The sequence below is a fragment of the Leisingera sp. S2M4 genome (assembly GCF_055398055.1).
Window position 1 is genome coordinate 1,724,281 of the sequence record NZ_AP040861.1, and the last position, 19,343, is coordinate 1,743,623.

A 19,343-nucleotide genomic window follows, 5' to 3' on the forward strand; every position below is an offset into this window, starting at 1 on the left:
ACGGTCACCGCAGGGCTGTGTCCCGCTGGCCAGTACCAGAGGCGTCCTTGATATGCCCGTCGTCCGCGACCACACTGCCATTCTCGCCATGCTGGAAGATGACAGCTTCCGTTGGAACAGCGGCGTCGATGCCGGATTGGGCATGGTGGTCACCTACAGTTTCACCGAAGGCGACGCGCTGGGCAGTGCTTGGGATGACCCGTATGGCGCCAGTGAGTATATCGCGTTCTCCGAGGCGCAGAGATCCTACGTGCGAGCGGCCTTTGACCAGTTTGAACAGGGCATTGGCCTGCGCTTTGTCGAGGTCGACGGTCCTGCGATGATCAACCTTTACGGCAGCCCGTCGTTTTCCAACAGAATAGCGGGGTGGGGGCATTACCCCTGGGCGAGCCTGGAGCAGGCTGGCGGCGGCGACATCGTGGTCGAACTGGACCAGTATGGCGTCACCTCCGTTGCGCCGGGTACTTTCAACTACGAGGTCATTTTACATGAAATTGGCCATGGCCTCGGTCTGTCACATCCCCACGAAGGAGAGCTGACCCTTGCTGGGGATCTGGACAACAACATCCAGACTGTAATGACCTACAATTCCAGCGGAAGCTTTGCGCTGGCCCCCGGTCGGCTGGATTATGATGCGCTGCGGCATATTTACGGCAGTGACGAACAGTTCGCTGGCTGGACCTTTGGCACGACCCTTGATGGCGGTGTCCGGATCGAGGCCGCCGACCTGGCGGATACCATTCTGGCACCGGCACAAGACAGCCGCATCCTGGGGCGCGGTGGGGCTGATACCCTGCTGGGCCGGGAAGGCGATGATGAACTTCTGGGCGGCGTCGGCGCCGACAGCCTGACAGGTGGTATCGGCAACGATCACTTGCTGGGCAATGGCGGCAACGACCGGCTGCTGGGAGGAACCAGCGAGAGCGGCTATTCAGGCAGTGAATCGGATACTTTGGACGGTGGGTCCGGGCACGATACGCTCTACGGCGGGGGGGGAGATGACTCGCTGTTGGGCGGAAATGGGCGGGACACGCTCTATGGCGGTTCCGGGCGCGATGCGTTGCGCGGCGGGGATCGGGGCGATCTGCTGATCGGCGATTTCGGCACGGCGGGAACCGATGGTTATGATCGAGATCGGTTGTTCGGCAACAGGGGCAATGATTCGCTGTACGGCGATGGCGGCAACGATGTGCTGAAAGGCGGCAGCGGAAATGACCTGCTGAGCGGCGGCCGCGGCCGGGATTTCCTGACCGGCGGCAATGGGGCTGACGTGTTTGTCTTCAGCTGGGCCGATATCGGTTACGAAGACGTCATTCGGGATTTTGAAGCCGGGCGCGATCTCATCGATCTCAGTGACGGGATCCTGAACCTCGACGGGTTCGAGGACCTCACGCTGACCACACAGTCCGGCAGCACCTTCATCACCGGCGGCAGCCTGAGCATCAAGCTGTCGGGCTATGCCGACGCGCTGGATGCCGATGACTTCATCTTCCAGCCCGTCGAGTTCTTCTACGTCTGATCTGCGCCGCACAATACAGGCGGCGTGCCGGGATCATTTCATCCCGGCTTCAGCCTCGATCTGCTTGCGGCTCTTGCGGGCACGTTCGGTGGCCGACTTCAGCTGGCCGCAGGCGGCCATGATGTCATCGCCGCGGGTCTTGCGGATCGGCGAGGCATAACCGGCCTGATAGATGATGTTGGCAAAGGCCCGGATGCGGTTGTTCGACGACCGCTTGTAAGGCGCGCCGGGCCATTCATTGAACGGGATCAGGTTGATCTTGGCCGGGATATTGTAGCGCTTGATGTGGTCCAGCAGCCGATAGGCGTCCTCGTCGCTGTCGTTCACCCCGTCCAGCATCACGTACTCAAAGGTGATGCGTTCCGAGTTCGACGCCTTGGGATAGTCCGCCAGCGCCTGCAGCAGCGCGTCGATGTTCCAGCGCTTGTTGATCGGCACCAGAACGTCGCGGGTCTCATTCGTGGTCGCGTGGAAGGACACCGCCAGCAGGCAGCCGATTTCCTCGGCCGTGCGGGCAATTTCCGGCACCACGCCGGAAGTCGACAGGGTGATGCGGCGGCGGCTGAGGGAGATCCCCTCGGGGTCCATCGCGATCTTCATCGCGTCGCGCACGTTGTCGAAGTTATAGAGCGGCTCGCCCATGCCCATCAGCACGATGTTCGACAGCAGCCGGGTTTCGTCCTTGGGGGCGCCGGGGGTGGGCCATTCCTCCAGATCGTCGCGCGCCATCATCACCTGGCCGATAATCTCGGCCGGGGTCAGGTTGCGGACCAGTTTCTGGGTGCCGGTGTGGCAGAAGGAGCAGGTCAGCGTGCAGCCCACCTGGGAGGAGATGCAGAGCGTCCCGCGGTCATCCTCGGGGATGTAGACCACCTCGACCTCGTGGCCGCCGTTGATCCGCACCAGGTATTTGCGGGTGCCGTCGGTGGACACCTGCTTGCTCACCACTTCCGGGATGCGGATCTCGAAATGCTCTGCCAGCTGGGCGCGATAGGCCTTGGCCAGGTTGGTCATCTCGGCGAAGTCGCGCTTGCCCCACTGGTAGATCCACTGCCAGATCTGCCCGACACGCATCTTGGCCTGCTTTTCCGGCGTGCCATGCTCGATCAGCACCTCGCGCATGCGGTCACGGGTCAAGCCGACAAGATTGATCTTGCCGCCCTCGGGTTCCTTGCGGGGCAGGGTCAATACGTCTTGGGTAATCGGCGCGCTGGCGGTCATGGCATGAGCCTCGGTGCTGGTGGGCGGATGCGGCTCTATATAGGATTTCGCCAGAAGATCAAAAGGGAATCCTGAAGCGATCTTGGTCGCTGCGCTGTCTTCAGCCCTGCACCCGGATGAAAAGCAAAACCCCGGCACGGGCCGGGGTTTCCTGTCAAAGCCGCAAATGGCTTATTTCGTGCAACGTTTTTCCGCTTCATCCATCGCCGCAGTGAAACCCAGCAGCGAGAACGTGTCCTTGGTCTGGGTGCCGCGGGCGGAGCGGGCGGTCAGCACTGCCGTGGCGCCTCGCTTCATCGCGGTGATGACCTTGGCGTCCTCACCCTCTACGGGCCAGGCCCATTCGCCATCGGTAATCATTTCGAATTCGGAATCGCCGATTTCCACGTTCACGGTGGACCCGGGCGCAAAGGGGTAGCCGCCGGTAAAGCTGACCGCGCCCTTGGGGTTTGCTTCGCCACGGAAGGTGACGAAAAGCTGAATCGCGCTGCGCCGTACCGCCACGACACGGCCGTCACGGGTGTTCACCGTCTCTTTGGGAGCAGACACGCCCCAGCATTCGCTCGGATTCTCGCCTTCAAAGACGCTCCAATCCACGTTCGCCGCCACCCGATTGGTCGAGGTCGCTTGCGCTGATGCGGTTGTTGCGAATGCTGCCAGACACAGGCCCGCAGCTACGCGGGCGAGTTTCGATGCCATTTGTCCCGACTCCAAGACTGTTCGTTTCACCTCAAGTTCAATCAAAGGGTCCGCAGCGTTTCAGTCGCTGTCTGTGCCGATCCCCTCGCTTGCGCTACACAATCACACTAACGTAACTAGCACCACGGGTGAAAGTGCGTTTTGGCAGGATTTCGCCCACAGAACACAAGGGGAGAGATCATGCCGAATCCTGTGCCGATGGCCGAAGTCTGGCGCGGTCCGCTGCTGGAAAGCCTGCATCTGGGGCACGCGGTTATTTGCGATGCCAGCGGCCAGATCCTGCGCAGTTGGGGCGATGCGGATGCGGTGATCTATCCACGCAGCTCGGCCAAGATGATCCAGGCGCTGCCGTTGATCACATCGGGCGCCGCGGCCCGGTACGGCCTCACGTCCGAACAGCTGGCGCTGGCCTGTGCTTCGCACAACGGCGCCCATATCCACACCGATCGGGTCAACAGCTGGCTGACGCAGCTCGGGCTTGGAGATGAGGATTTTCGCTGCGGGCCGCAGCTGCCCAACGACATCCCGGCCCGCACCGAGCTGATCAAGAGCGACAGCAGCCCCTGCCAGGTGCATAACAACTGTTCCGGCAAACACGCGGGTTTTCTGACCCTGAACCAGTACCTGGGCGGCAATGCGGAATACATCGAGGTCGACCACCCGGTGCAGCAGGCCTGCCTGGCCGCCTTCGAGGAGACCACTGGCCAGGACAGCCCCGGCTACGGCATCGATGGCTGCTCGGCGCCGAATTTTGCCACGACGGTTTCCGGTCTGGCGCGCGCGATGGCGTGGTTCGCCAGTGCCGCAGACCGGTCCGACCGCGCCTCGCAGGCGGCGCAGCAGCTGGTGGCGGCGATGACGGCTCATCCCGAGCTGGTGGCGGGAGAGACGCGCGCCTGCACCAACCTGATGCGCGCCATGGGCGGCAAGGTGGCGGTCAAGACGGGCGCTGAGGCGGTGTTCATCGCCATCCTGCCGGAGCAGAAACTGGGGGTGGCGCTGAAGATCACCGACGGGGCCACGCGCGCCAGCGAATGCGCCATTGCCGCGCTGCTGGTCAGCCTCGGCGTACTGGAGGCGGATCATCCCGAGACCCGCAAATACATGAACAAGACGCTGTACAGCCGCCGCGGTCTGGAATGCGGGGCCATTCGCCCTGCGGCCGAGCTGCTGTTCTGAGACAGAGTGCCCCGGCGCAAGACCGGGGCATTCGGGGGCTCACATCTCCATCTCGATCACTTCCGCGACTTCCACGGAGCCGCTGCCATCGGCCACCATCGGGCACCCTTTGGCGACCTCGCAGGCGGCTTCGATGCTGTCGGCGTTGATGACCGTGAAGCCGGACAGGGGGTTGGCACCACCATTGTCGGCCACGCCCTGCGCGCTGACCGTTTTGGACATGCCGACGGGGTTGCCGGGGATGTCCACGGCGTCTCCCATCTTCTCGAACCAGGCCATCCAGGCAGCCATGTCCTTTGCCCCTTCTTCTTCGGTCTCCGGCTTCTTGCCGCCGTGGTAGGCGAAAATGTACTGAGGCATTGGTGTTCTCCTTTGGTTGCTGCGGTTGGTCGTTCAGGAAAGATTTGCCAGCACCGCCTCCAGCTTGCGCAGGGTGGAGCTCCAGCCTTCCTCGTGGCGGCTGGCAATATCCTCTGTGCCCAGATCGCGGTGATCGATCATCAGCATCGACCCTTCCGTGGTGGCCGCAATGGTGAAGGTGACATGGCTCTCGTCGCCGCGCTGACCGTCTTCGCCGTGCCAGGCCCAGGTGAAACCGATGGATCTGGGTGCGTCCACATGCGTGACCTCGCCGGAGACGTGGAAGCGTTCACCTTGCTGGTTTTCCATGACCGAATGCCAAGGGCCGGTGTGGCGGAAGTCCAGCGCATGGTCCGGGATGTGCAGCCCCTCAGGCCCCCACCATTTCAGCAGATGCTCTGGGAGCGTGATCCAGGCAAACAGTTGCTCGGGGCTGATCGGAAAGATGCGCCGCAGGTGGAGATCGCTCATGCTGTCTTCTCCTTTTCTCGATGTCCGGCCGTCAGTCTTCCGCGGCCATCAGGGCAGTTTGCAACCGATCCAGGCTGCCCTGCCAGAAATCGCGTCGTGCATTGGTCCAGTCGGCAATAATGCGCAATCCCTCCGGTCGTGCAGAGTACAGGCGGCGCGTCCCCAAGGCGCGCTGTTGCACCAGCCCGGCTTCGCGCAGCACTTTCAGGTGACGCGAGATCGCGGGCGGGGAAATCCCCGCGCCCGGTGCCAGGTCACCCGCAGGCAATTCGCCTTCGGCAATCAGCTGTTCGACAATCGCCAGCCGGGTGTCGTCCGCCAGGGCGGCAAAGGACTTTTGCAGCGTGGTCATGCGCCATTATTAACATTTTTGTTAAATAATGGAAGGGAAAGATTGGGCCGGGAATTGGCGACCGCCAAAGGGGGGGCTCCCGCCCGTCATCGGCCTGTTTGGAAAACAGGTCTCTTTCCCGTTAAGCCCGGCGCAGCACCATGCGTGCTGCGCCGGTCACGCGTGCTGGTCACACGGGGGCGCTCAGGTCATGTCCCACAGCAGCTTTGCCGCTAGGGTGACCGAGGTCAGCACCAAAAGCGGCTTGATCAGCCGCGCGCCCTTGTTTTGCGCCAGTTTCGCCCCGGCCTGCGCCCCGGCGATCTGTGCCAGCCCCATCAGCAACCCGGTGATCCACCAGGGCGTCGCAACAAAGGCAAAGGCCAGCAGCGCGCCGGCGTTGGAGGCGAAGTTCAGCAGCTTGGTATGCGCGGTGGCTTTCAATATGCCGTAGCCCGCAAGGCTGACGAAGGCGAGCATGTAGAAACTGCCCGCGCCCGGCCCCAGCAGCCCGTCGTAGGCAGCACACAGCGGCACCATCGTGGCGGTGAACAGCGCGGGCGACAGCCGCCGCGCCCGGTCCAGATCGCCCAAGCCCTTCTTGGTGGCAAAGAAGATGGCGATACCCACCAGCAGAACCGGCAGCACCATGCGAATCCACTCGGTCGGCAGCACCGAGACCAGCAGCGCACCCGCGATTGAGGCGGCAAAGGCCAGCAGCGCCGGCCCCGCCTGCGCGCGCAGATCCACATGGCCGCCGCGGGCATAGCTGAGCGCCGCGGTACCCGCGCCGAACAGACCCTGAACCTTGTTGGTCGACAAGGCTTGCAAAGGCGAAGCGCCCGCCAGCAGCAGCACCGGCACGGTGATCAGCCCGCCGCCGCCCGCAACCGCGTCAATGAACCCCGCGACGAACCCGGCTGCCAACAGCAGCAGAAGGGTTTCGAAACCCACTTCCAGCATGTGATGTCAGCCTTTGGATGCGTCTTTGAACTCATCCCGGGCGTAACCCTGGATATAGAGCAGCGCGGTGAGGTCGCCGTGGTTGATGCGGATGTCGCATTCCGCGGCGACCGAAGGCTTGGCGTGCAGCGCCACCCCGGCGCCCGCCCGCTTCAGCATGCCCAGGTCATTGGCGCCGTCGCCCACGGCCATCACATCAGCTTCGCTGATGCCCAGCCGGGCGGTGATCTGCTCCAGCGCCTCCACCTTGGCCTCGCGACCAAGGATCGGCCGCGCGGCTTCGCCCGTCAGCTTGCCGTCCTGCACCAGAAGGGTGTTGGCGCGGTTCTCGTCAAAACCCAGCTCCGCCGCCACCTGCGCGGTGAAGGCGGTGAAGCCGCCCGAGACCAGCGCCGCGTAGGCGCCTGCGGATTTCATCGTTGCCAGCAGCTGCGCGCCGCCTGGCATCAGGGTGATGCGCTCTTTCAGGACCTTGGCGATCACGGTTTCCGGCAGATCCTTCAGCAGGCCGACCCGTTCGATCAGCGCGCCTTCGAAATCCAGCTCTCCGTTCATGGCGCGGGCGGTGATTTCCTTGACGCGACTGCCGACGTCGGCCTCCTCGGCCAGTTCGTCGATGCATTCCTGCTGGATCATCGTCGAATCCATATCGGCCAGCAGCATCTTCTTGCGCCGCCCTTCCTGCGGCTGGACCACCAGGTCGACACCGCTGTCCTGCAAGTCGGCCCAGACGTCCCAGCGGTTGCCGGGCATCTCCGCGAGCGGAAACTCGGCGGCGATGCCGGGAGCCAGCCAGGTGATCGCACCGCCGCCCCAGGCGTTGCGCAGCGAGTCGGGCAGGGCAGGGTCCAGCACCGGATTGGCAGGGTTGCAAAGCAGGGTGGCGATAAACATCGGCGGCTCCGTGGCATCGGTTGTTCCCCAGTGTCATAGCGGCCCGTCCGGCAAACAGCCAGAGCGCGAGACGCGGTAGAATGGCCGCAAGACCGCGGTCGGGCCCGGGGTGGCCCGCGGTGGCGTCGGATCGGTGCGGCTGTTTCCGATGGTGGAATTTCATGTCGCAAAAATTCGATGATTGGCCGCTTTGAGGGAATTTTCCGTATTGCGAGTCGCGATGCAGCGCTCTAGCTCTGACGGCGGGACACCCCTCCCCAACGAGGGGCGCTTATCTGGAAGGGTAGCATTGATGGCTATTGCACAACCGGCCGCGCGGCCGGCCAATCCGCGTTTTTCTTCTGGCCCCTGCGCCAAACCCCCCGTCTTTGATCTGGCCAAACTGTCCGGCGCGCCCCTGGGGCGTTCGCACCGCGCTGCGGTGGGCAAGGACAAGCTGCTGGCTGCGATCGAAGGCACCCGCGAGCTTCTGAACATCCCTGCAGACTACAAGATCGGCATCGTGCCCGCCTCCGACACCGGTGCGGTCGAGATGGCGATGTGGAACCTGCTGGGCGAGCGCAAGGTCGAGATGCTGGCCTGGGAAAGCTTTGGCGCGGGCTGGGTCACCGATGTGGTCAAGCAGCTGAAGATCGACGCCGAGGTGAAAACCGCCGACTACGGTCAGATCGTGGATCTTGCCAGCGTCGATTTCGCCAATGACGTGGTCTTCACCTGGAACGGCACCACCTCGGGTGTGCGTGTGCCCAATGGTGACTGGATCGCGGCTGACCGCGCCGGTCTGACCATCTGCGATGCCACCTCTGCCGCCTTCGCGCAGGACCTGCCCTGGGATAAGCTGGATGTGACCACCTTCTCCTGGCAGAAGGTGCTGGGCGGCGAAGCGGCGCACGGCATGATCATCCTGAGCCCCCGCGCTGTGGCCCGGCTGGAAAGCTACACCCCGGCGTGGCCGCTGCCCAAGATCTTCCGTCTGACCAAGGGCGGCAAGCTGATCGACGGCATCTTCAAGGGCGCCACCATCAACACGCCTTCGATGCTGGCGGTCGAGGATTACCTGCTGGCGCTGGACTGGGCGCGCTCGGTCGGCGGTCTGGAAGGGCTGATCGCCCGTGCCGACGCCAATGCCAAGGCGGTGTTCGACTTCTGCGACGCCAAGCCCTGGATTGCCAATCTGGCCGAAGATCCGGCGACCCGCTCGAACACCTCGGTGTGCCTCAAGTTCACCGATGCACGCATCCAGGACGGCGCCGCCTTTGCCAAGGCCGTGGCCAAGCGTCTGGAGGCCGAAGAGGTGGCGCTGGACGTCGGAGCCTATCGTGACGCGCCTGCGGGCCTGCGCATCTGGTGCGGTGGCACGGTTGAGACCGCCGACATCGAGGCAATGCTGCCCTGGCTCGAATGGGCCTTCGAGGCCGAGATCGCCGCACAAGGCTGATCCCTGATCCCCGCTGCCCGGCTCAGCTGCCGGGCGGCGCCAGACCCTCTCCATTTTCAGGCCGTACCCCCGGCCTCTGCACATGAAGGACCACACCCATGGCTCCCAAAGTTCTGATTTCCGACAAACTCTCCGAAGCTGCCGTCCAGATCTTCCGCGACCGCGGCATCGAGGTCGACTTTCAGCCCGACGTGGGCAAGGACAAGGAAAAGCTGGCAGAAATCATCGGCCAGTATGACGGTCTCGCGATCCGCTCCGCCACCAAGGTGACCGAGAAGATCCTCGAGAATGCCACCAACCTGAAGGTGATCGGCCGGGCCGGCATCGGCACCGACAACATCGACAAGGAAGCGGCGTCCAAGCGCGGTGTCATCGTGATGAACACGCCCTTCGGCAACATGATCACGACCGCCGAACACGCCATCGCGATGATGTTCGCTGTCGCGCGCCAATTGCCGGAGGCCTCCGCGTCGACCCACGCGGGCAAGTGGGAGAAGTCCAAGTTCATGGGTGTCGAGCTGACCGGCAAGACGCTGGGCGTGATCGGTGCCGGCAACATCGGCGGCATCGTCTGCGACCGCGCCCGCGGCCTGAAGATGAAAGTTGCCGCCTATGACCCCTATCTGAGCCAGGAAAAGGCCGACAAGATGGGTGTCGAGAAGGTCGAGCTGGAGGAGCTGCTGGCGCGGGCTGATTTCATCACCCTGCACGTGCCGCTGACCGAGCAGACCCGCAACATCCTGTCCAAGGAAAACCTGGAGAAGACCAAGAAGGGCGTGCGCATCATCAACTGCGCCCGTGGCGGCCTGGTGGACGAAGCCGCGCTGGCCGAACTGCTGACCTCCGGCCACGTGGCAGGCGCCGCCTTCGACGTCTTCTCGGAGGAGCCCGCGAAGGAAAACCCGCTGTTCGGCCTGCCCAACGTGGTCTGCACGCCGCACCTCGGCGCTGCCACCACCGAGGCGCAGGAGAACGTCGCCCTGCAGGTGGCCGAGCAGATGTCGAACTACCTGCTGACCGGCGCCGTCGAGAACGCGCTGAACATGCCCAGCGTTACCGCCGAGGAAGCCAAGGTCATGGGGCCGTGGATCAAGCTGGCCGATCACCTCGGCAGCTTTGTCGGCCAGATGAGCGATGAGCCGATCCAGGCGATCAACATCCTGTATGACGGGGTCGCCTCCGGCATGAACCTCGACGCGCTGAACTGCGCGGTGATCGCGGGGATCATGAAACGCTCCAACCCCGAGGTGAACCTGGTCTCTGCCCCGGTTGTCGCCAAGGAGCGCGGCATCCAGATCTCGACCACCAACCAGGACAAGTCGGGTGCCTTTGATGGCTACATCAAGGTGACCGCCGTCACCTCCAAGCGCGAGCGCTCGGTTGCGGGTACGGTGTTCTCGGATGGCAAGCCGCGCTTCATCCAGATCAAGGGCATCAACATCGAGGCGGATGTGGGCGCGCATATGCTCTACACCACCAACGAGGACGTGCCCGGCATCATCGGCACCCTGGGCAACACCCTGGGCGACAATGGTGTGAACATCGCCAACTTCACGCTGGGTCGGGCTGCTGCCGGTGGCGAGGCGATCGCGCTGTTGTACGTGGACGAACCTGTCCCCGCAGAAGCACGCGCCAAGCTGGCCGAGACAGGCATGTTCAACCAGATCAAACCGCTGCAGTTCGACGTCGCCTGACCTCGACCCGGCAACGATGCGAGCGCCCCCGCAGTCCGCTGCGGGGGCGTTTGCCGTCTTTAGCCCCCTTGCGGCACCGTTTCGCGTGATTGGGCCGGGGTGCCGCGCAACACGACAGCGGCGAAAATCGCCATCGACGCCAGTGCAACCAGCGATCCGATCTGCGCCAGCACTTCCGTGCGCTCAAGGATTGCCAGCGGAATGCCGGGCACCAGAAGCAGCAATGTCAGCACCGACCCTGCCAGATGCAGCCGGGGCAGCAGGCCGACGGACGCGCCGGGCAGCACGTGGTAGTAGAACGCGAAGATCGAGCAGCTGACCCAGCCGAGCAGGTTGAGGTGCCCATGGGCCGGCGACAACAGGTGATCCTTGCTTGCAGACATCTGTATTCCCCAAACCATGCCGGCCAGAACCGAAATCAGCGCAAGCAGCATGAACCAGCGTGCAATTCCCTTCATCACTCTTCCCTCCGGGTTTTGTGGATGCAAAATAAGCATTGTCTTGAAATGGGCCGATTTCCTGCGTCGGCCAGTCCGGTTGTGAACCAGCAAGGGTTGAGCCTTCTCCGTCAATCCGGCATCTACGCTGCAAACCCACGCCATAGGAGGTTTTGATGACCGCCCCAATCTACGCCATCGGTGACATTCATGGGCAGCGCGCCATGCTGGACGACGCGTTGCAGCGGATCGAAGCCGACGGCGGACCTGACGCGCGGGTTGTCTTCCTCGGTGACTATTGTGATCGTGGGCCGGACAGCCGCGGAGTAGTCGATTGCTTGGCGCAGGGAATGGCTGCCGGCCGCAATTGGGTCTGCATCAAGGGCAATCACGACCGGATGTTTTCCATGTTCATGGAGGATCATCCGCGCAACGATGACCGGCTGCTGGTCGGATACCACTGGCTGCATCCGCGTATTGGCGGGGTGGAAACCCTGCAATCCTACGGCGTCGACGTGGCTGAGCGGGAACGTATCCACGAGGTTCACGAACGCGCCCGCGCTGCGGTTCCATCGGATCACCGCATGTTTCTGGATGGTCTGAAGACGTTCCACCAGGAGGGCGAGCTGCTGTTCGTGCACGCTGGTATCCGCCCCGGGGTATCGCTCGATCAGCAGGTGGAAAACGATCTGGTCTGGATCCGGCAGGAGTTCCTGACGGACACCCGCGCCCACCCCTGGCTGGTGGTGCATGGCCATACCCATGTGAAGCGGGCCGAGCATCATGGCAACCGGGTCAACCTCGACACCGGGGCCGGCTACGGCCATCCGCTGACCGTGGCCGTTTTCGAAGGCCGCGATTGCTGGCTGCTGACGGAGGAGGGGCGCCAGCCGCTCACCCCGTAAGCCGGTTCCCTACTGGAAAGAGGGGCCCGTTGCAGACGGCGCGAGGGGGCAGCGCCCCCTCAACGCAGGTCAGGTCCAGTCCAGCACCACCTTGCCGCTGGCACCGGATTTCATCGCGGCGAATCCTTCGGCAAAATCATCAACGCCGAAGCGATGGGTGATGACCCGGCTGACATCCAGTCCGTTCTGCAGCATCGCGATCATCTTGTACCAGGTCTCGAACATCTCGCGACCATAGACGCCCTTGATGGTGATCGCCTTGAAAACGATGCGCGACCAGTCGACCGGCGATTTGCCCGGCGGAATGCCCAGGAGGGCAATCCGGCCGCCCATCACCAGCGCCTCGACCATCTGATCCAGCGCCGCCTGACTGCCGGACATTTCCAGCCCGACGTCGAACCCCTGTTTCATGCCCAACTCATGAATCACATCCGGCAGTTCTTCCTTGGATACATCCACCGTGCGCACGGCGGGCACCACATGGGCTGCGAGCTTCAGCCGGTCCGGGTTGATGTCGGTGATCACCACATGGCGCGCGCCGGCGTGTTTTACCACCGCGGCCGCCATGATGCCGATCGGACCCGCGCCGGTGATCAGCACATCCTCGCCCAACAGATCAAAGCTCAGCGCCGTATGCACCGCGTTGCCCAAGGGGTCGAGGATGGCGCCGATCTCGTCCGGCACGTCATCGGGCAGCGGCACCACGTTGAAGGCGGGCAGCTTCAGATACTCGGCAAAGGCGCCCTGCTCATTCACCCCGATACCGCGGGTGCCGGGGTCGAGGTGGAACTTGCCGGCCCGGCTTTGGCGCGAGTCGGTCCTGATCAGATGCCCCTCGCCGGAGCAGCGCTGGCCCACGACCAGATCGGTGACGTTGCGACCGATCTCGACGATCTCGCCTGCGAACTCATGGCCGGTGATCATCGGCACCGGCACGGTGTGTGACGCCCAATCGTCCCAGTTCCAGATGTGAATATCGGTGCCGCAGATGCCGGTCTTCTTCACCTTGATTAGCACCTCGTCGGGGCCGATTTCCGGCACCGGCGCCTGCACCATCCACAGGCCCTCCTGCGGATGGCTTTTCTCCAGCGCCTTCATCGTGTTCGGACGGCTCATCAGATCACCCCCAAATCCTTGCCGACCTTGCCAAAGGCGGCCAAGGCCCGGTCCAGCTCTTCGCGGGTCAGCGCCGCGTTCATCTGCGTGCGGATCCGCGCCTGTCCGCGCGGCACCACCGGGAAGAAGAAGCCGGAGACATAGACGCCCTCGTCGAACAGCCGCGCCGCCATGTCCTGCGCCAGCTGTGCCTCGCCCAGCATCACCGGGATGATCGGATGCTCACCCGGCAGCAGGTCAAAGCCCAGCTTTTCCAGACCCGCGCGCCAGTAGCGCGCATTCTCGAACAGCTGGGCGCGCAGCCCGTCGCCTTCCTCGACCAGTCGGATCGCCTCCAGCCCGGCTGCAACAATAGATGGCGGCAGCGAATTGGAGAACAGATAGGGCCGCGCCCGCTGCCGCAGCAGGTCGATCACTGGCTGCGGCCCGGCGATATAACCGCCGATGGCCCCCCCAAGTGCTTTGCCCAAAGTTCCGGTGACGATATCCACGTCCACCCCGAAATGTTCCGGCGTGCCCGCACCCGTGGCCCCCATGAAGCCGGTTGCGTGGCAGTCGTCCACCATCACCACGGCGTCATATTTATCGGCCAGAGCCCGGATCTCCGGCAGCTTGGCCAGGTAGCCGTCCATGGAGAACACGCCGTCGGTCGCGATCATGATATGGCGCGCGCCATCCTCGCGGGCCTGCTTCAGCCAGGCCTCCAGATCGTGCATGTCGCTGTTCATGTAGCGGTAGCGCTTGGCCTTGCACAGGCGGATGCCGTCGATGATCGAGGCGTGGTTCAGGCTGTCAGAGATGATCGCGTCTTCCGGCCCCAACAGCGGCTCGAACAGCCCGCCGTTGGCGTCGAAACAGGCGGCGAACAGGATCGAGTCATCCTTGCACAGGAATTTCGCCAGCCGCTGCTCCAGCTCGCGGTGAATGTCCTGGGTGCCGCAGATGAAGCGGACGGAGGCCATGCCGAATCCCTTCGGCTCCATCGCGTCGCGGGCTGCGCGGATCAGATCCGGGTGGTCGGCAAGGCCAAGGTAGTTGTTGGCGCACAGGTTGATCACCGACCGGCCCCCAACGGTGATCTCGCCCCCCTGCGGGGAGGTGATCATTCGCTCGCGCTTGTACAGCCCCTCGCCCTCGATCTGGGCCAGCGTGTTGGAGATGTCGGTCAGAAATGCAGTGGACATGCGCAAGCTCCCTCATGTGTTCCGAGTCGGGCTTCTAGCATAACGGATTGAGTTCCGAAATACGGGATTTCACTATCCCGGAAAAAATTCCGCAAAACTGGAGGTGGCGGTGACATCCGGCCCAGACGGGCTAAGTTCCGGCGCAGCAGCGGGGAGGGTGCAGCCATGGCGCGGGTCACGGGAATTGGCGGGGTGTTCATCAAGGCGCGCGGCGACAAACAGGCGCTGGCGGAGTGGTATCGCGATCATCTGGGGATGCGGCTGAGCGACTTCGGCGGCGCTGTGCTGAGTTGGCAGGAGGACCGGGCCGAGGACGGCGGCCTGACGGTCTGGGCCACGGCAGCGCCAGATGGCGACTGGTTCAGCCCCAGCACGGCGGGATTCATGATCAACTACCGGATTGATGACATGGCGGCGATGGTCGCGCAGCTGCAGGAAGCGGGTGTGCCAATCCTGCAGGGGCCGGAAAGCCATGAAAATGGCCAGTTCGCCTGGATCATGGATCCGGAGGGCAACAAGGTGGAGTTGTGGCAGCCGCAGCCCTGGACCGATCTGGCTGGCAGTTGAGGGTTTTGAGGCTGTCGCAACGAAAAACGCGGCCCCCTTTCGGGGACCGCGCCGCAATACTGCGAAAGGCGGCCTGGCTTATGCCAGTTCCAGGTTCACTGCCGACTCGCGGCCGTCACGGCCGGGCTCGATGTCGAAGTTTACTTTCTGGTTGTCTGCCAGGCCGGTCAGGCCCGAACGTTCCACAGCAGAGATGTGCACGAACACGTCTTTGCTGCCGCCTTCGGGTGCGATGAAGCCGTAGCCTTTGGTGGTGTTGAACCATTTTACGGTGCCAGTGGCCATATCCGTAGTCTCCTAGTTTGTGCTGCCCGCGTTGGTGCGGCAGCCTGGCGTAGTCGGTCTGGATCGAGAGACTGATAACGCCGTAGAAACGGGAGACAGTGGATCGACAAGAATAACGTAAGCCCCCCACATATGGAGCTTGGTCCCGAGTCGTTCAAGAGGAAATCTAAAACTGCCTGTCTGGGCGTCAGGCGTTCTTGACGATCAGGAACACCCGCGCGGGCCCGTCCGGTGCGGTGATTGCATGGGCAACATCGGCGGCATAGCGCGCCGTGTCGCCTGCTTGCAGCCGGTCCTGGGCCTTGCCGGAAACCACCGTGACCGTCCCTTCGAGCGCGGTCAGCTGCTCTACGGTGCCACGCGTGTGGGGCTGGCTGTTCAGCGCGCCCCCCTGGTCAAAACGGATGTCGTAAACCTCGTGCCCGCCGGCATCCTCGGGTGGAGACAAGATGCGGATGCGACAGCCCTGGCCCATGTTCTCGATCTTCGGCACATCGGCGGCGCGCAGCACCTCGATCCGGTCCTGCATGTCGCCGGCTTCCAGCAGGCCGGCGAAATCCACCTGCAACGCCCGCGTGAGGTTCCAGAGGGTCGCGATGGTCGGCGAGCTTTCGCCGCGTTCGATCTGGCTCACCATGGAGCGGCTGACGCCGGAGAGATTGGCCACGGCCTCAAGGCTCAGGCCTTGGGCACGCCGGGCCTCTTTCAGGCGCGCGGGCAGCAGGGTCAGGATATCGTCTGTGTTTTCCGTCATGACGGATTCTCTGCGCTGCCGGGCCGGGTTTGTCAATTGCCGCGACACACGGCGGGGCCACGGCGCGGGCGCGCGTGACGGTACGTCCCGGCAGACAGGTTGATGCTGCGGGTGCATAGTGTCGCCAAACCGGATGAGGAGAAAGACAATGCGTGACATCGTGATCCTGGATGGCGCCCGCACGGCCATTGGCACCTTTGGCGGCGCGCTGGCCAGCACTGCGCCGATTGACCTTGCCACCACCGTGTCCCGCGCGGCGCTGGAGCGATCCGGCGTCGAGGGCGGCCAGATCGGTCATGTGGTGTTCGGTCATATCATCAACACCGAACCGCGTGACATGTACCTGAGCCGCGTGGCGGCGATGCAGGCCGGGGTCCCGGATGCGGTGCCCGCGATGAATGTGAACCGGCTGTGCGGCTCTGGCGTGCAGGCCATAATCTCGGCCTATCAGTCGCTGGCAATGGGCGATGCGGAGTTCGCCCTGGCGGGCGGGGCAGAGAACATGTCGCGCAGCCCCTACATCCTTCAGCAGAGCCGTTGGGGCGCCAAGATGGGCGATGTGAAGGCGCTCGACATGATGTTGGGGGCGCTGAATTGCCCCTTTGGCACCGGCCACATGGGGGTGACTGCCGAAAACGTCGCTGATGAGCATGGTATCAGCCGCGAACAGATGGATGCCTTTGCCATCACCAGTCAGAACCGTGCCGCTGCGGCGATCGAGGCGGGGCATTTCAAAACCCAGATCACTCCGGTGGAGGTCAAGGTCAAGCGCGATCTCGTGCCCTTCGAGGTGGACGAGCATCCAAAGGCGACAAGCGCCGAAGCTCTCGCCGGGTTGCGCCCGGTGTTTCAGAAGGATGGGCGGGTCACGGCCGGAAACGCCAGCGGCATCAACGATGGTGCGGCGGCACTGGTCCTGGCGACGGCGCAAGCGGCGGAACAGGCCGGGTTGAAACCCAAGGCACGGGTTCTCGGCTATGCGCATGCTGGCGTGCGCCCGGAGGTTATGGGGATCGGTCCGGTTCCGGCGGTCCGCAACCTGTTGGACCGCACCGGTCTGGCCGTTTCGGATTTCGACGTCATCGAATCGAACGAGGCCTTTGCCGCGCAGGCGCTGGCGGTGAACCAGGAACTCGGGCTGGATCCTGCGCGGGTGAATCCGAACGGCGGGGCCATCGCCCTGGGGCATCCGGTCGGGGCAACCGGTGCCATCATAACCCTGAAAGCGCTGTATGAACTGGAGCGCATTGGCGGCCGCCGCGGGCTGATCACGATGTGCATCGGCGGCGGGCAGGGTATCGCGCTGGCTATCGAGCGCCTCTAACGCAGGCGGCATGCCTCGCGTACATCGACTGAGGGGGGGCGTTGGCAAAGGCCACGACCTCCCCGCGTCGCCCGCCGGGGGCGGCGAGCACAGCAACGACCTGTCGGCTGATCGTCGGCAGGCGGGTTTTCCGGCGCCATGACGCGGTTGCGAATCTTTATGAGGTTTTTATGTGCTGAAAGGACAATTTAAGGTAGAATACAATATCACAGTGGAAAACTAGCGATTCCCGCTCGTCGCTCCGTTGCGGCTGTTTTCGCCTATCTGTGTTGTGGCTGATGGGGTCACCGTAAAAAGTGCGATTGTCGCAGTAGAAGCACAGGGCAGCTGTGTGATTGGAGGGCAGTTTGGCATCCACAGTCCTGCTTTTGGAAGATGACGTCGGCGCACGCTTCACCTTTGAGATTGCGTTGCGAGACGCTGGGTACGAGGTCACGGCGGTTGCCAACTGTACTGAGGCGATTTCCGCGCTGTCGAAGATGTCGCCGACTGTTCTGGTACTGGATCTGAAAATCGGCGAGGAAACCTCGCTGCCCGTCGCCGACTACGCCGCGCTGAGCTGTCCCGACGCGCCGGTGGTCTACATCACTGGCAGCCGTCTTTTCACGGGGGGCGAATTGTTCGGCCTGAGCCAGAACATCCGATGGGTGCTGCGCAAGCCCGTGGCCCTGCCGGATTTGCTGAGCATGGTCGACCACGTTACCGGCCGATTGGGTGCGAGTGATGCCGCTCAGTCCACCACGACACCGCCAATTGCCGCGATCAGGTAGCCGGGCTGCCTTCAGTAGGCAGTGAAAATCTCCGGATCTGAGGGCTGACGGATCGCGCCCGCCGAAATCGTGAAGACGGCGCCGCGGCCAAGCTCGCCGTGCGCCTCAAAAGCCCATTTGTGACGGCGGCAGATCTCGGCACAGGTGGACAGGCCGATGCCGCTGCCCTCGATATCCGGGTTCACCCGATGAAACGGCTGGAATATCTTGTACCGGTCGGCCTCGGATAACCCGATGCCATTGTCGGAAATCGACAGCGACCATTGCTCCCTGCCGCGGCCCTGCATCGCGATCTCGATCTCCAGCGGCCGGGCCGGATCCCGATACTTGATGGCATTGGACAAGATGTTGGTCAGCACCAGGTGCAGCAGCGTCGGCTCGGCATAGACAAGGCAGCTTTTGCCCGTCACCGCCAGCTGCGCCCCGCATGTCTGCAACTGCTGTTCTAGACTGTCGCAGGCTTCCCTGATGGCGTCTTCAAGCCGCACATCCTGCAACTTCATCTCGGCGGCCGTCGACACGGAGTGGTCCAGAAGTTCCGTCGTCAATCGATCCATCTGCCGGGCGGCACGGCTCATGTGTTGCAGAAAGTCCAGGGCCTTGTCCGGAAGATTGTCGGCGTAGTTGTCGGAAAAGAATTGCAGCGATCCGATCAGCGTGCCGATCGGGGTGCGCAGATCGTGGGAGGCTGCCCGGGCAAAAGCCTGCATTGTCAGCAGGGTTTCCTGAAGGCTCAGAATATCTTCGCGGGCCTGCCGCAATTCACCGCGCAGTTTGCTGCGCAATTCGTTCATCTGGCGGAGCGATTCTGCATTCGCTCTTAGCTGATCCTGCGTCAGCAACATCAACCGTTCACCCTTGGCCGCCGCACGGAGCAGGGAGACCCGGAATTCGGTCTCCGGGGCGAGTATGGTCGCAGAATTGCCGATCATCGGAAAACCGGTGTTGCCCGAGGCAGCGCCCTTGCGCAGGCGCGACAGGACGGTGTCTGCGTCGCATCGGGTCAATTCGCTCAGGTGCAAGCCTGCCAGCTCCCGATCCGTGGCGGAAGCAGAGGGGTGGAAGCTGCGCTGCGCGCGCCTGTTGGCGACAAGGATCCGGCCACCCCAGTCGAGGATCATGGATGCGTAGGGCGACGCGAAAAAGGCGCTGCCCAACACATCGGAGGCGAGCTGTTCGTTCTCAATCGCCATTGACGGATACGGTTGCCATCGGGCCCGGCTGCGGCCCTG

Annotated in this window: 21 protein-coding genes; 8 read left to right on the plus strand and 13 right to left on the minus strand. The window is 63.5% G+C overall.

Going from position 1 to position 19,343, the window contains the following annotated elements:
- The first annotated feature begins 52 nt into the window (after positions 1 to 52).
- The gene (locus ACZ52D_RS08425) at positions 53 to 1,519 is read left to right on the plus strand and encodes a M10 family metallopeptidase C-terminal domain-containing protein (protein WP_464441027.1); all 1,467 of its coding nucleotides are present in this window, start codon (positions 53 to 55) and stop codon (positions 1,517 to 1,519) included.
- Between the two features lie 33 nt (positions 1,520 to 1,552).
- Here the strand turns inward: ACZ52D_RS08425 and rlmN are convergent, their stop codons facing one another.
- On the minus strand, positions 1,553 to 2,740 hold the full coding sequence (rlmN, locus tag ACZ52D_RS08430; protein ID WP_222454280.1) for a dual-specificity RNA methyltransferase RlmN: 1,188 nt from the start codon (positions 2,738 to 2,740) through the stop codon (positions 1,553 to 1,555).
- A 171-nt stretch (positions 2,741 to 2,911) separates the two neighbouring features.
- The gene (locus ACZ52D_RS08435; protein WP_222454279.1) at positions 2,912 to 3,439 is read right to left on the minus strand and encodes an invasion associated locus B family protein; all 528 of its coding nucleotides are present in this window, start codon (positions 3,437 to 3,439) and stop codon (positions 2,912 to 2,914) included.
- 180 nt (positions 3,440 to 3,619) lie between these two features.
- On the opposite strand from ACZ52D_RS08435, the gene ACZ52D_RS08440 reads away from it, so the two are divergent.
- Positions 3,620 to 4,618, plus strand: coding sequence for an asparaginase (locus ACZ52D_RS08440; RefSeq protein WP_464441028.1), 999 nt, complete (start codon positions 3,620 to 3,622; stop codon positions 4,616 to 4,618).
- Positions 4,619 to 4,657: 39 nt separating this feature from the next.
- Here ACZ52D_RS08440 and ACZ52D_RS08445 read toward each other — a convergent pair whose 3' ends face one another.
- The 5 genes from ACZ52D_RS08445 to serB form a co-directional block, all read right to left on the minus strand.
- Positions 4,658 to 4,978 (minus strand): YciI family protein, encoded by a 321-nt coding sequence (locus ACZ52D_RS08445; RefSeq protein WP_464441029.1) that lies wholly within the window; start codon positions 4,976 to 4,978, stop codon positions 4,658 to 4,660.
- A gap of 33 nt (positions 4,979 to 5,011) precedes the next feature.
- Entirely contained in the window at positions 5,012 to 5,449 is a 438-nt protein-coding gene (locus ACZ52D_RS08450; RefSeq protein ID WP_464441030.1) for an SRPBCC family protein, read from the minus strand.
- A gap of 31 nt (positions 5,450 to 5,480) precedes the next feature.
- Entirely contained in the window at positions 5,481 to 5,801 is a 321-nt protein-coding gene (locus tag ACZ52D_RS08455; RefSeq protein WP_464441031.1) for an ArsR/SmtB family transcription factor, read from the minus strand.
- A 183-nt stretch (positions 5,802 to 5,984) separates the two neighbouring features.
- On the minus strand, positions 5,985 to 6,743 hold the full coding sequence (locus ACZ52D_RS08460; RefSeq protein ID WP_222454274.1) for a TSUP family transporter: 759 nt from the start codon (positions 6,741 to 6,743) through the stop codon (positions 5,985 to 5,987).
- 6 nt (positions 6,744 to 6,749) lie between these two features.
- Positions 6,750 to 7,637 (minus strand): phosphoserine phosphatase SerB, encoded by an 888-nt coding sequence (gene serB, locus ACZ52D_RS08465; RefSeq protein WP_464441032.1) that lies wholly within the window; start codon positions 7,635 to 7,637, stop codon positions 6,750 to 6,752.
- Between the two features lie 292 nt (positions 7,638 to 7,929).
- Here serB and ACZ52D_RS08470 point away from each other — a divergent pair, with 292 nt between their 5' ends.
- A complete protein-coding gene (locus ACZ52D_RS08470; protein WP_222454272.1) occupies positions 7,930 to 9,075 on the plus strand; it encodes a phosphoserine transaminase in 1,146 nt (381 codons plus the stop codon).
- A gap of 98 nt (positions 9,076 to 9,173) precedes the next feature.
- Positions 9,174 to 10,769 carry a phosphoglycerate dehydrogenase gene (gene serA, locus ACZ52D_RS08475; protein WP_222454271.1) on the plus strand — a complete coding sequence of 532 codons (1,596 nt, stop codon included), beginning with the start codon at positions 9,174 to 9,176 and terminating at the stop codon, positions 10,767 to 10,769.
- Positions 10,770 to 10,828: 59 nt separating this feature from the next.
- Here the strand turns inward: serA and ACZ52D_RS08480 are convergent, their stop codons facing one another.
- On the minus strand, positions 10,829 to 11,266 hold the full coding sequence (locus ACZ52D_RS08480; RefSeq protein ID WP_464441033.1) for a hypothetical protein: 438 nt from the start codon (positions 11,264 to 11,266) through the stop codon (positions 10,829 to 10,831).
- A 116-nt stretch (positions 11,267 to 11,382) separates the two neighbouring features.
- Between ACZ52D_RS08480 and ACZ52D_RS08485 the strand changes: the two genes are divergently transcribed.
- Positions 11,383 to 12,111 (plus strand): metallophosphoesterase family protein, encoded by a 729-nt coding sequence (locus ACZ52D_RS08485; RefSeq protein ID WP_464441034.1) that lies wholly within the window; start codon positions 11,383 to 11,385, stop codon positions 12,109 to 12,111.
- Positions 12,112 to 12,180: 69 nt separating this feature from the next.
- On the opposite strand, the gene tdh is transcribed toward ACZ52D_RS08485, so the two are convergent.
- Together tdh and ACZ52D_RS08495 are read right to left on the minus strand one after the other, a co-directional pair.
- Positions 12,181 to 13,209 carry an L-threonine 3-dehydrogenase gene (gene tdh / locus ACZ52D_RS08490; protein ID WP_464443125.1) on the minus strand — a complete coding sequence of 343 codons (1,029 nt, stop codon included), beginning with the start codon at positions 13,207 to 13,209 and terminating at the stop codon, positions 12,181 to 12,183.
- A 17-nt stretch (positions 13,210 to 13,226) separates the two neighbouring features.
- Positions 13,227 to 14,411 (minus strand): glycine C-acetyltransferase, encoded by a 1,185-nt coding sequence (locus tag ACZ52D_RS08495; RefSeq protein WP_464441035.1) that lies wholly within the window; start codon positions 14,409 to 14,411, stop codon positions 13,227 to 13,229.
- Between the two features lie 165 nt (positions 14,412 to 14,576).
- Here ACZ52D_RS08495 and ACZ52D_RS08500 point away from each other — a divergent pair, with 165 nt between their 5' ends.
- Positions 14,577 to 14,978: a VOC family protein gene (locus ACZ52D_RS08500; RefSeq protein WP_464441036.1), complete on the plus strand. Its 402-nt coding sequence runs from the start codon at positions 14,577 to 14,579 to the stop codon at positions 14,976 to 14,978.
- Positions 14,979 to 15,056: 78 nt separating this feature from the next.
- On the opposite strand, the gene ACZ52D_RS08505 is transcribed toward ACZ52D_RS08500, so the two are convergent.
- Both ACZ52D_RS08505 and ACZ52D_RS08510 read right to left on the minus strand, forming a co-directional pair.
- The gene (locus ACZ52D_RS08505; protein ID WP_222454266.1) at positions 15,057 to 15,263 is read right to left on the minus strand and encodes a cold-shock protein; all 207 of its coding nucleotides are present in this window, start codon (positions 15,261 to 15,263) and stop codon (positions 15,057 to 15,059) included.
- A gap of 187 nt (positions 15,264 to 15,450) precedes the next feature.
- A complete protein-coding gene (locus ACZ52D_RS08510) occupies positions 15,451 to 16,017 on the minus strand; it encodes a helix-turn-helix domain-containing protein (RefSeq protein ID WP_222454265.1) in 567 nt (188 codons plus the stop codon).
- A 148-nt stretch (positions 16,018 to 16,165) separates the two neighbouring features.
- Between ACZ52D_RS08510 and ACZ52D_RS08515 the strand changes: the two genes are divergently transcribed.
- Together ACZ52D_RS08515 and ACZ52D_RS08520 are read left to right on the plus strand one after the other, a co-directional pair.
- Positions 16,166 to 17,341 carry an acetyl-CoA C-acyltransferase family protein gene (locus tag ACZ52D_RS08515; protein ID WP_464441037.1) on the plus strand — a complete coding sequence of 392 codons (1,176 nt, stop codon included), beginning with the start codon at positions 16,166 to 16,168 and terminating at the stop codon, positions 17,339 to 17,341.
- 347 nt (positions 17,342 to 17,688) lie between these two features.
- Positions 17,689 to 18,111, plus strand: coding sequence for a response regulator (locus ACZ52D_RS08520; protein ID WP_464441038.1), 423 nt, complete (start codon positions 17,689 to 17,691; stop codon positions 18,109 to 18,111).
- A gap of 11 nt (positions 18,112 to 18,122) precedes the next feature.
- On the opposite strand, the gene ACZ52D_RS08525 is transcribed toward ACZ52D_RS08520, so the two are convergent.
- A complete protein-coding gene (locus ACZ52D_RS08525) occupies positions 18,123 to 19,304 on the minus strand; it encodes a sensor histidine kinase (RefSeq protein WP_464441039.1) in 1,182 nt (393 codons plus the stop codon).
- Positions 19,305 to 19,343 lie beyond the last annotated feature (39 nt).

What these genes read in the sequence shown, in the direction of transcription:
- ACZ52D_RS08460 (WP_222454274.1), bottom strand. Translation starts at nt 6,743, where the DNA reads ATGCTGGAAGTGGGTTTCGAAACCCTTCTGCTGCTGTTGGCAGCCGGG.
- serB (WP_464441032.1), bottom strand. Translation starts at nt 7,637, where the DNA reads ATGTTTATCGCCACCCTGCTTTGCAACCCTGCCAATCCGGTGCTGGAC.
- ACZ52D_RS08495 (WP_464441035.1), bottom strand. Translation starts at nt 14,411, where the DNA reads ATGTCCACTGCATTTCTGACCGACATCTCCAACACGCTGGCCCAGATC.
- ACZ52D_RS08480 (WP_464441033.1), bottom strand. Translation starts at nt 11,266, where the DNA reads ATGCTTATTTTGCATCCACAAAACCCGGAGGGAAGAGTGATGAAGGGA.
- ACZ52D_RS08445 (WP_464441029.1), bottom strand. Translation starts at nt 4,978, where the DNA reads ATGCCTCAGTACATTTTCGCCTACCACGGCGGCAAGAAGCCGGAGACC.
- ACZ52D_RS08505 (WP_222454266.1), bottom strand. Translation starts at nt 15,263, where the DNA reads ATGGCCACTGGCACCGTAAAATGGTTCAACACCACCAAAGGCTACGGC.
- serA (WP_222454271.1), top strand. Translation starts at nt 9,174, where the DNA reads ATGGCTCCCAAAGTTCTGATTTCCGACAAACTCTCCGAAGCTGCCGTC.
- ACZ52D_RS08450 (WP_464441030.1), bottom strand. Translation starts at nt 5,449, where the DNA reads ATGAGCGATCTCCACCTGCGGCGCATCTTTCCGATCAGCCCCGAGCAA.
- ACZ52D_RS08500 (WP_464441036.1), top strand. Translation starts at nt 14,577, where the DNA reads ATGGCGCGGGTCACGGGAATTGGCGGGGTGTTCATCAAGGCGCGCGGC.
- ACZ52D_RS08440 (WP_464441028.1), top strand. Translation starts at nt 3,620, where the DNA reads ATGCCGAATCCTGTGCCGATGGCCGAAGTCTGGCGCGGTCCGCTGCTG.
- rlmN (WP_222454280.1), bottom strand. Translation starts at nt 2,740, where the DNA reads ATGACCGCCAGCGCGCCGATTACCCAAGACGTATTGACCCTGCCCCGC.
- ACZ52D_RS08485 (WP_464441034.1), top strand. Translation starts at nt 11,383, where the DNA reads ATGACCGCCCCAATCTACGCCATCGGTGACATTCATGGGCAGCGCGCC.
- ACZ52D_RS08470 (WP_222454272.1), top strand. Translation starts at nt 7,930, where the DNA reads ATGGCTATTGCACAACCGGCCGCGCGGCCGGCCAATCCGCGTTTTTCT.
- ACZ52D_RS08425 (WP_464441027.1), top strand. Translation starts at nt 53, where the DNA reads ATGCCCGTCGTCCGCGACCACACTGCCATTCTCGCCATGCTGGAAGAT.
- ACZ52D_RS08435 (WP_222454279.1), bottom strand. Translation starts at nt 3,439, where the DNA reads ATGGCATCGAAACTCGCCCGCGTAGCTGCGGGCCTGTGTCTGGCAGCA.
- tdh (WP_464443125.1), bottom strand. Translation starts at nt 13,209, where the DNA reads ATGAAGGCGCTGGAGAAAAGCCATCCGCAGGAGGGCCTGTGGATGGTG.
- ACZ52D_RS08510 (WP_222454265.1), bottom strand. Translation starts at nt 16,017, where the DNA reads ATGACGGAAAACACAGACGATATCCTGACCCTGCTGCCCGCGCGCCTG.
- ACZ52D_RS08525 (WP_464441039.1), bottom strand. Translation starts at nt 19,304, where the DNA reads ATGGCGATTGAGAACGAACAGCTCGCCTCCGATGTGTTGGGCAGCGCC.
- ACZ52D_RS08515 (WP_464441037.1), top strand. Translation starts at nt 16,166, where the DNA reads ATGCGTGACATCGTGATCCTGGATGGCGCCCGCACGGCCATTGGCACC.
- ACZ52D_RS08455 (WP_464441031.1), bottom strand. Translation starts at nt 5,801, where the DNA reads ATGACCACGCTGCAAAAGTCCTTTGCCGCCCTGGCGGACGACACCCGG.